We start from the raw sequence: 9,248 nt of genomic DNA, 5'->3' as shown, positions 1-9,248 counted from the left end.
AAATTTTTAATTTAAAAGGTTCACTGTAACGTCTAATTACTTTGTCATTTCTATACATAATGTTTAAAATTATGTAGCCTTATTTCAGGACGGGTCAGAATTTAAACTAACGGTCTTGTGTATGAAACGTAGCGTATAAATAAACGCTAACTTTTCGGATTTAGCACGAGGCAAATTTTTAATTTTTATGTTTAATTTTCTTTTCTAAATATAATCAAATTAAAAATTTGGCGTACTTTGTAAATATACAAAAACCTTTCGGAAAGTCTATAATATCTATGTTTTATGTACGTTGTTGTGCATAGTGTTTTTCACGTTCATTCTTCATTTATCGGATTTTAGAATGAGGCTTTTTTATAAATGATTAAACCTTTATCAATTTTGATAGTCTATATATCATACTACTAAAAATTTATAATACAATTCTAAAACCTACAATAAATGAAATATCTAATACTCGCACTCTTAACACTTTCAAGTCTAAATTGTTTTGCATCAAATAAAAGAAGTTTTTCAGCGGATACTACGCAAATAAGCAATAAAAATATTCTTTATAAAGTTTCACAAGCAGGCAATTATATCCACCTAAATATAAGCACTACAGATAAGAAGACTGCAACGTCAATTATTAGAAATGGACTTACTATTTATTTCGATATTAAAGGAAAGAAAAAAAAGGATGTGTATGTAAAATATCCCTATAGTACCGAACCAAGACAATCTCGACAAGGTTCCCGAGGAAATAATGACTCAAACACTATTGACTTAAATAGTATGATTGAAAAACTACCTGTAGAAGCTGAGTATAGTTCATTTGAAGAAAAGCAAGAGTTTAATAAGGACTTAAATACTTTAGATATTGCGATTGAAAACCACTATACAGCTTCGAGTCAATTATTTGAATTTTCAATTAAAATTCCAAAAACAAAAATATTCTTCAAAGAAAATAGTGATTTTTCCAAACTATCCATTGGTGTTGTTTCAAATAAAATGGAAGGAAATATAAACAAAGAAAGAGGTCAAGGTCAAAACCAAGGGATGCGAAGTGGTGGCGGACGTAGAGGAAATGGAAGTGGACGTGGCGGAAAGAGAGGTCAAAATAGACAACAACCAAGTTCAACAGCAGAAAAGATAATTGTTGATTTTTGGTTTGATGCCAAATAAAAACATACCGTTATAAAGTGTAAATATTTAATTATTTTTATTAATTATTATTGCGATTTGGTTGTTAACATTTTTATTTCAAATGTTGATGCTTTGTACGATTTTCGCATTACGCACAACGTGTTCGCTGATATGAAATCGTTTTAATGTTTTATATCAGCAGTTAGTTTAAATTCGAAGTTCGTGTATTTTTTTTATAAAGTCAAGTTTTCATAAAAATATATTAGTCTTTTTTTTACTTTCGCATTCTTAAAGAAACAAACATGATTACAGTAGATAATTTAGCAGTAGAATTTAGTGGTACAACCTTATTTAGCGATGTAAACTTTGTTATTAATCCAAACGATAAGATTGCACTTATGGGAAAAAATGGTGCAGGAAAATCTACCATGATGAAAATTGTTGCAGGTGCTCAAAATCCTACCAGAGGAAAAATAAGTTATCCTAAAGAAACTGTAATCGCTTATTTACCACAGCATTTACTAACCCAAGATAATAATACTGTTTTTGAAGAAGCTTCTAAAGCATTCGCTCATATTTTTAAAATGAAGAATGAAATGGATGCTCTTAACAAAGCACTAGAAACAAGAACAGATTACGAGAGTGACGCGTACATGTCTATTATAGAAAAAGTAAGCGAGTTAGGCGAACAATTTTATGCATTAGAAGACGTAAATTATGATGCTGAGGTTGAAAAAGCACTAAAAGGTTTAGGTTTTAAACAAGAAGATTTTACCAGATTAACCAAAGAGTTTTCTGGTGGTTGGCGCATGAGAATTGAGTTAGCCAAAATACTGCTTCAAAAACCAGATTTAATTTTGCTGGATGAGCCTACAAACCACATTGATATAGAATCTGTAATCTGGTTAGAAGATTTTTTAGTAAATAAAGCCAATGCAGTAATGGTTATTTCTCACGATCGTGCCTTTATAGATAATATTACCAATCGTACTATAGAGGTTACTATGGGTCGTATTTACGATTATAAGGCTAACTATTCGCATTACTTACAATTACGCGAAGAGCGAAGAACACACCAAGTAAAAGCATACCAAGAGCAACAAAAGTATATTGCAGATAATATGGCTTTTATAGAACGTTTTAAAGGCACATACTCTAAAACAAACCAAGTATCTTCTCGTGAGCGTATGCTAGAGAAATTAGAAATTATTGAGATAGACGAAGTGGATAATGCAGCTTTAAGATTAAAGTTTCCATCTGCTCAACGCTCTGGAGATTATCCTGTTTTGGTTGAAGATTTATCTAAAAGTTATGGAGAGCTTTCAGTATTTAAAAACGCAAGCTTTTCTATTGCTAGAGGCGAAAAGGTGAGTTTTGTAGGTAGAAATGGAGAAGGAAAATCTACTATGATAAAATCTATTCTTGGTGAAATAGTAGTAGAAGGAAAGTGTAGTTTGGGTCATAATGTTAAAGTGGGCTATTTTGCACAAAATCAAGCCGCTTTGTTGGATACAGAACTTACTGTTTTTCAAACAGTAGATACAGTTGCAAAAGGAGACGTAAGAACCCAAATAAAAAATATTTTAGGTCGTTTTATGTTTAAAGGAGACGACATAGAGAAAAAAGTAAGTGTATTGTCTGGTGGAGAAAAAACCAGATTGGCAATGGTTAAATTATTACTTGAGCCTGTAAACTTGCTTATTCTCGATGAACCAACAAACCACCTAGATTTAAAATCTAAAGATGTTTTAAAAGAAGCACTACAAAGTTTTGATGGTACATTAATTTTAGTATCACACGATCGTGATTTCTTACAAGGCTTGTCTCAAAAAGTATTTGAGTTTAAAAACAAACGTGTTATCGAGCATTTTGAAACTATTGATGCATTCTTGGAGCGAAACAGAATCAATAGTATAAAAGAAATGGATTTATAGCGTTATTTTTTTCTAATCTCAGATTGTCGCATTGGCATAGCATCTATAATATTAAATAACACTTCAGTATTTATAGGTGTTTTTCTAGTTTTTTTAATGCTACCATCTAAGCCAATTAAAACGACTTTAAATGTACTTTTAGAGTTCATGTGTTTTTGATACAATTGGTTGCCTTCTGTCCAATTGTCTTCATTTTTGTTTAAAGTAGATTGGTGTTTATTTGGCAATATTTTATAAATAACCAATTGTCTTTCTTCTATGTCTTCAACGCTATTTTCTAAGTAATTTAATTGCGTTTTGTAATCTTTATTGTCTTCATCTAAAGAGAGCACTAATAATAGCCTGTGTTTCCATTGCTGCTTTTTAAGATCTTGTGCTGCTATAGTTTTAAGGCTTAAAAATGTTATTAAAATAATAAATAACCTCATGCTAGTTTTTAATTTTATTTTTTAACCATTTTACTCTCTTTTTTAAACCAGAAGATGCATTAAACCGATAACCAAAATAAAGTTTAGCATAGCTTCTATCGCTTATAATATTTGTTCTGTTTTTTGAATTTGTAGCATTAGAGTCGAAGTTAAAAACAGCACCTGCAACAAACTCTGGTGAAGTGTATCCAAAGTATAAACCTAAGTTTAAAGCTGTTGTAAATAAGGTGTTTTGTTCGCTTATTTCTGCTAAACTATAAACTGTATAACGTAAACCAATAGCAGGAGAAACCGTTGGTGTAACAAACCAATTATTTTCTATAACCCAAGTATAGTAATAATCTGATGCTATAGAAATGCTATAGATATTTTGTGCTTCTTTATCACCTTCAATACGATCTGAAATACGTTGATAGCCATAGCGTAACGTTGGAATAAAACTACCAACGCTTTTACGCTGCCACTCTGTATTAAATAAAACGTGTTTAAGAGAGAAATTAGGATTCATAACATAAGATGTTGCACCATTCCAACTAATAGTTTTAAAATCTGGAAACTCACTTTGTGTAGCTTCTAATATTTCACCATCTCTAAAAAATCCACGAACGCGTCTGTATTGAAAACTTTGAATCCATTGTTTTAAAAACAGACGTAATGTAATATCTTGAAAAGCTGTTTTATACGGCAGATTTCTAGCTTTAGGAGAGAAACCAATACTCAATCCAAGAAATTCGTAATTAGCAGATGCTGTAAATTTAAAATTATTATTTGCAGTTAAATTAAAATTTTCTGTGTCATTATTTTGAATGGAATACGATTCGGTTTGTGTATTTATATTAGCCTTTAGCATTATTTTATGCTTAAAAGAGGTAATGTAGGTAGAATCGTTTTGTGTTTCGTCCTGGCTATAACTACAGATAGTCAAGCAAGAAAAAAATACGAGTAAGCTATATTTCATTTTCAAATAGGTTAATAAATTTCTTAACACCTTTTGTTGCGGTTTCTTTAATAACGGTTACCTTTTTAGAATCTGCAATAGATGGATTAGGGTCTATAAAGTATGTTACTGTATTTTCTGGCACATAATGCATTAAACTAGCAGCTGGATACACTTGCATAGACGTGCCAATAATAAGCAAAATATCTGCAGTATTGCAAATTTCTACCGCTTTATCTATCATTGGTACAGCTTCACCAAACCAAACAATATGTGGCCTTAATTGGTGACCGTTTTCGTCTAAATCACCAAGATTTAATTTGGTAGTCCAGGGTTTTACTAGTGCTTCATTTTTTATAGAGCGCACTTTTAATAGCTCGCCATGTAAATGTATTACATTATTACTTCCTGCACGTTCGTGCAAATCATCTACGTTTTGTGTAATAATAGTTACTTTATAATTGTTTTCTAAAGTTGCTAAATCATAATGGGCAACATTAGGTTTTACTGTTAACAGTTGTGCTCTACGTTGGTTATAAAAGTTAAAAACCAATTCAGGATTTGCTTTAAAACCTTCGGGTGAAGCCACTTCCATAACGTTATGTCCTTCCCAAAGACCGTTAGCATCACGAAAGGTTTTTAGTCCGCTTTCGGCACTCATTCCAGCTCCTGTAAGTACAACAATATGTTTCATTTAATAAAAATTTAATGTCATAAAGTTAGTATTATTTCTTTTATGGTTGGCAGACTTAGCTTTAATCTGTAATTTTGTAGTCGCTATTTCAATTAATTTTAAAACCTAAATTTTATGAAAACATTTTTAAAAGTATTATTGGTATTGCCATTAATACTATTAAGTAGTTGTAGATCAGACGATGCAGAAACAGATCGCGTAACAGATTTAGAATCTAAAACTTACGTGCTTTCAACTGTAAATAATTCTGATATTTCTGGTACAGTACGCCTTATTAAAAACTCAAATTTCACATTAAGTATAGAATTAATTGTTGAAGGAGTTATTGATAACGATTTACGTTCTGCATTTTTATTTATAGACAATGCTGCTAACGATGGAGGCGTAGTTGCATTAACACTAGATCCTCTATTTGGAGATGGAACAACTGGAACGAGTACAACCGTATTTACAGCATTGGATGATGAAACATCAATTAGTTATGAAGAATTACTAGCTTTTGATGGCCACATTCAAGTAAGATCTAACGATGCTGATATAGATAATAGTGAAGCTCATGCTGTTGCAGATATTGGACAAAACGAATTAACAAACTCGCAAGTAACCTATACTTTAGAAGAGCGTGATTTAATAAATGCTTCTGGATCAATTACTTTTAAAAAACGCTTAAATGGTGAGGCTTTAGCTGTTATAGATTTAGAAGGAACACCATCTAGTGGAATGCTTCCTGCTCATATTCATGCTAACGATGCTGCAATAGGAGGACCAATTATTTTTACTTTTAATATGGTAAATGGAACAACAGGTTCTAGCCAAACAAATGTTGAAACACTAGACGACAATACATCTTTTTTATACGATGACGTTTTAACCGTTAACGGTTATGTGAATGTGCATTTTGAAAACAACCTTTCGCTTTTAATTGCACAAGGAAATATAGGAAGTAACTAAACAATAAAATATAGATTTTTTAAAACCTGATGCTATTGTATCAGGTTTTTTTATTTTTACAGCATGATTGATATTAAACTAATAGAGCATCTTGAAACCTATCTTACAGAAAACAGATTACAACGTTTTAAGAAGGTATTAAAAGAGCGTACAAAATTCTTTACAGTAGCAACAGAAGATGTTTACCAACTGCATAACACTAGTGCTGTTATTCGCAGTTGCGATGTGTTTGGCATTCAAGAAGTAAATATTGTTGAAGAAACCAATACCAAGCGTATTGATAGAGAGATTGCAATGGGAGCCCAAAAGTGGGTAGATTTAAATAGGTACCAATCTGTAAAAGCGTGTATTAAAGATTTAAAAAGCAAAGGTTACCAAATAGTGGCAACTACACCACATACAGACGATTGCGAGTTATATGATTTTGATGTTACTAAAAAATCGTGTTTTTTCTTTGGAAGAGAAACCGAAGGGCTTTCGGATGAGGTTTTAAAAGAAGCAGATGTTTTTTTAAAAATACCAATGGTTGGCTTTACAGAGAGTTTAAATATATCTGTATCTGCAGCAATTACTTTACAACACGTTACTACAAAGTTGAAGAAAATAGATATTGATTGGCAATTAACTGAAAATGAAAAACTAGAAAAACGTCTTGACTGGTGTAAAAAAACAATTAAGAGTTATGCTAAAATTATTGAACGCTACTACGAAAATAGGCAATAACCATTGGGCTTAAATTAATAGATAGTCTTTAGACTTTATTAATTAGAATTCTTTTGTTTATTAATTTCGTCTTGTAACTGTCTACGTACTTTTTGTTCGCGTTCTAGAGCGACACGTCTGTGATTTTCAAATTCACCTTCTGTTTCAGCTAAAGCATTTTTTGCTTCTTTAGTAATCGCATTACTACTTTTAAATTTATAGATAAAAAATAAAGCCAAAGCTAATAATCCAGCAATAATAGACCACATTAGTCCATTGTAACCACCTTTACTCATCTGTATTCCAAATAAAGACATACTGTCTTTTTCGGTATTTGTTTGATCTAAAGTACCTTGTGTAGCATTTAAACTCGTTTTTAATTTAGAAATCTCATTATCTTGCTTTGTAACAACAACTTTAGTGTCGTTTAGTGTTTTGTGTACAGCTTTTAAAGAGTCTAAAGTATTGCGCTTTATCTTTTCTATCCATTGAACTCTTACAACTTCGTAACGTTGTCCTCTCTCGTCTGTCCAGCCATTAGATTTTTTTGTTAAATATTCAAATTGACTTTCTATGGAACCACTATCTAAAGATAATTTATCTTCTGTATCACTAGTTTTGGTTTGTGCTTGAATTTGTATAGTAAAAAAGGCTAATAATAAAATTAAAATAGCTTTGGTTAGATTCATTTGTTTAATGTTGATTATTTTCTAGTGCAAAAGTAAAGAATATTGTTTAGTTAGGTAGAACTCGCTTACACTTTTTAGTTAATTAAAAAGATTATATCAACTCATTCTGTTATACTATAAAAGCCTCACAATTTGTGAAGCTTTTATATATACGTTTAAAAGGCAACGTTTAGATGTTAATAGTACTTAACTCTGTAGTATTTTGAATATTAGTCTCGTCTAAGTTATATTGGTATATGCCTGAATCGCCTACTAAAATTAATAAATTATTTTGTATAATAACATCAAAGGCATCGCGATTAATATTATGAACCAGTTGTGCGTTTTCGGGATTTGAGATATCAAATATTTTAACTTCGTCATCGCAAACTATAAGGTAATCGTTATACAAACCTAAACCAATTGGTCGTGTTAGGTTTCTAGTTGAAATTAATAACGGATTCTGTAAATCTTCAACATTATAAATTTGAAGTTCGTTTAAAGTATTACCACAACCAATATCAGAGTGTAAAGTAACAAAAGCATGAGTAAAGTTTGCAACCACAGGATCGCAAGCAGTAAAATGTTGTGCTTCAGAGAGAAACTCTGGTGTTTCAGGACTTTCTACACTATAAATAAACATTCCGTTTTGAGAGCCTATAAAAAGAAAATCTTTATAATTAAAAAGCGTTTCAATATTAAAACCAATAGGCACTTCGTTTACTTGAACAGGCTGTTCATTATTTGTAATACTAAATACGTTTAAATCTTGATTATCTACTGTGTATAGATAATCGTTAAAGGTTGTAAATCTTGCAAGAGAGCCACCTTGACCTGTAGAACTATCTGATGCTATTGAGCCGCTATCACTTGAATCTGAATCGCAACCCAAAACCAATAATAAAACTAAAATTATGCTATATTTTTTCATTTTGTTATTCTATTAAAGTCCAATTAATAATTACTTCATTTTCGGGAGTATTGTTATAACAGCAATTATTTGGTGCTGCTAACTCTGGAAAGGTGTCGATAATACGTTTTGTAATTTCAATAGTATTATTTGCAAAATTAGGTTTCACAGCTATTAAATCTGTAGCGTTATTAATATAAATAACTTCGTTTTTAATACTTAAATCTGAAGAACCCAACACTTTTAAAAAAGCTAAATTTACTGGAGCGGAAGGATTAGAATTATCGAAAATATGAAACCCATTATTTGGCTGATTAATAAATAAGAAACCATCCTTTACATAAATCTTTCCAGTTTCTACAATAGGTTCGGCAGGTAAGAGTGCTGTCGAATTTTCAAATTCGGTTCTTAACATGGTTACAGCTTCATATTGCTGTTGAAAGTCTATTGGAGGATTAATGTCGTCATCTAAATTTCCCCAAATACAGGAGTTTAATACTAAAATCATTATTAGATAAATGACTTTGTAAGTTGGTTTTTTCATAGTCAATGTTTATTTATAGATGCAAAAATTACTAAAAGGTTGCGTTGCGTGCTGTTAAAATTTAAATGCTTTTAAATGCATAAAAAAGTCTCACCATAAATGTGAGACTTTTTTTAGATTTTATTTAAAGACCTCTATTTTTATAGAAGTTAATTTAATTAGTGTTTTTTCAAAATAGAAAAACCTTATTTTATTAGTAGTAAGTAAAACGTCTTACTTTAGCTATATGCTTAGCTAAACGAATAACTTGATGGCTGTAACCATATTCGTTATCGTACCAAACGTAAAGTATAGCATTTTTACCATCTTTTCTTACAATGGTAGCTTTACTATCGTAAATAGAAGGAGCAGAGCT

General features: G+C 30.9%; 10 protein-coding genes and 1 pseudogene. 4 read left to right on the top strand and 7 right to left on the bottom strand.

Going from position 1 to position 9,248, the window contains the following annotated elements:
- Positions 1 to 441: 441 nt before the first annotated feature.
- Both Q0C58_RS07935 and Q0C58_RS07930 read left to right on the top strand, forming a co-directional pair.
- Positions 442 to 1,164: a hypothetical protein gene (locus Q0C58_RS07935; protein WP_290699738.1), complete on the top strand. Its 723-nt coding sequence runs from the start codon at positions 442 to 444 to the stop codon at positions 1,162 to 1,164.
- A 263-nt stretch (positions 1,165 to 1,427) separates the two neighbouring features.
- A complete protein-coding gene (locus tag Q0C58_RS07930; protein ID WP_290699735.1) occupies positions 1,428 to 3,059 on the top strand; it encodes an ABC-F family ATP-binding cassette domain-containing protein in 1,632 nt (543 codons plus the stop codon).
- Positions 3,060 to 3,061: 2 nt separating this feature from the next.
- On the opposite strand, the gene Q0C58_RS07925 is transcribed toward Q0C58_RS07930, so the two are convergent.
- Genes Q0C58_RS07925 through Q0C58_RS07915 form a run of 3 tightly spaced genes read right to left on the bottom strand, consistent with a single transcriptional unit; the run spans position 3,062 to position 5,118 of the window.
- Positions 3,062 to 3,487 (bottom strand): DUF4174 domain-containing protein, encoded by a 426-nt coding sequence (locus Q0C58_RS07925; protein WP_290699730.1) that lies wholly within the window; start codon positions 3,485 to 3,487, stop codon positions 3,062 to 3,064.
- Between the two features lies 1 nt (position 3,488).
- Positions 3,489 to 4,445, bottom strand: a complete 957-nt coding sequence (locus Q0C58_RS07920) for a DUF4421 family protein (protein ID WP_290699727.1) — start codon at positions 4,443 to 4,445, stop codon at positions 3,489 to 3,491.
- Positions 4,435 to 5,118 carry an NAD-dependent deacylase gene (locus tag Q0C58_RS07915; protein ID WP_290699723.1) on the bottom strand — a complete coding sequence of 228 codons (684 nt, stop codon included), beginning with the start codon at positions 5,116 to 5,118 and terminating at the stop codon, positions 4,435 to 4,437. Before Q0C58_RS07915 ends, Q0C58_RS07920 begins: the two co-directional genes overlap by 11 nt.
- Positions 5,119 to 5,232: 114 nt before the next feature.
- Between Q0C58_RS07915 and Q0C58_RS07910 the strand changes: the two genes are divergently transcribed.
- Entirely contained in the window at positions 5,233 to 6,069 is an 837-nt protein-coding gene (locus Q0C58_RS07910) for a CHRD domain-containing protein (RefSeq protein WP_290699720.1), read from the top strand.
- 63 nt (positions 6,070 to 6,132) lie between these two features.
- Entirely contained in the window at positions 6,133 to 6,792 is a 660-nt protein-coding gene (locus tag Q0C58_RS07905; protein ID WP_290699717.1) for an RNA methyltransferase, read from the top strand.
- A 38-nt stretch (positions 6,793 to 6,830) separates the two neighbouring features.
- Here the strand turns inward: Q0C58_RS07905 and Q0C58_RS07900 are convergent, their stop codons facing one another.
- From Q0C58_RS07900 to Q0C58_RS07885, 4 genes and pseudogenes are all read right to left on the bottom strand, one after another.
- Positions 6,831 to 7,460, bottom strand: a complete 630-nt coding sequence (locus tag Q0C58_RS07900; protein WP_290699714.1) for a tRNA (guanine-N1)-methyltransferase — start codon at positions 7,458 to 7,460, stop codon at positions 6,831 to 6,833.
- Positions 7,461 to 7,629: 169 nt separating this feature from the next.
- Positions 7,630 to 8,370 (bottom strand): hypothetical protein, encoded by a 741-nt coding sequence (locus Q0C58_RS07895; RefSeq protein WP_290699711.1) that lies wholly within the window; start codon positions 8,368 to 8,370, stop codon positions 7,630 to 7,632.
- Between the two features lie 4 nt (positions 8,371 to 8,374).
- Positions 8,375 to 8,893: a hypothetical protein gene (locus Q0C58_RS07890; RefSeq protein ID WP_290699709.1), complete on the bottom strand. Its 519-nt coding sequence runs from the start codon at positions 8,891 to 8,893 to the stop codon at positions 8,375 to 8,377.
- A gap of 193 nt (positions 8,894 to 9,086) precedes the next feature.
- Positions 9,087 to 9,248, bottom strand: a pseudogene (locus tag Q0C58_RS07885) (glyceraldehyde-3-phosphate dehydrogenase); the annotation flags it as partial.

The sequence above is a fragment of the Lacinutrix sp. genome (assembly GCF_023299985.1).
In the GTDB taxonomy this organism is placed as follows: Bacteria; Bacteroidota; Bacteroidia; order Flavobacteriales; family Flavobacteriaceae; genus Lacinutrix.
This window is presented reverse-complemented; position numbering and strand designations above follow the sequence as displayed.

What these genes read in the sequence shown, in the direction of transcription:
- Q0C58_RS07935 (WP_290699738.1), top strand. Translation starts at nt 442, where the DNA reads ATGAAATATCTAATACTCGCACTCTTAACACTTTCAAGTCTAAATTGT.
- Q0C58_RS07905 (WP_290699717.1), top strand. Translation starts at nt 6,133, where the DNA reads ATGATTGATATTAAACTAATAGAGCATCTTGAAACCTATCTTACAGAA.
- Q0C58_RS07930 (WP_290699735.1), top strand. Translation starts at nt 1,428, where the DNA reads ATGATTACAGTAGATAATTTAGCAGTAGAATTTAGTGGTACAACCTTA.
- Q0C58_RS07895 (WP_290699711.1), bottom strand. Translation starts at nt 8,370, where the DNA reads ATGAAAAAATATAGCATAATTTTAGTTTTATTATTGGTTTTGGGTTGC.
- Q0C58_RS07925 (WP_290699730.1), bottom strand. Translation starts at nt 3,487, where the DNA reads ATGAGGTTATTTATTATTTTAATAACATTTTTAAGCCTTAAAACTATA.
- Q0C58_RS07915 (WP_290699723.1), bottom strand. Translation starts at nt 5,118, where the DNA reads ATGAAACATATTGTTGTACTTACAGGAGCTGGAATGAGTGCCGAAAGC.
- Q0C58_RS07910 (WP_290699720.1), top strand. Translation starts at nt 5,233, where the DNA reads ATGAAAACATTTTTAAAAGTATTATTGGTATTGCCATTAATACTATTA.
- Q0C58_RS07920 (WP_290699727.1), bottom strand. Translation starts at nt 4,445, where the DNA reads ATGAAATATAGCTTACTCGTATTTTTTTCTTGCTTGACTATCTGTAGT.
- Q0C58_RS07890 (WP_290699709.1), bottom strand. Translation starts at nt 8,893, where the DNA reads ATGAAAAAACCAACTTACAAAGTCATTTATCTAATAATGATTTTAGTA.
- Q0C58_RS07900 (WP_290699714.1), bottom strand. Translation starts at nt 7,460, where the DNA reads ATGAATCTAACCAAAGCTATTTTAATTTTATTATTAGCCTTTTTTACT.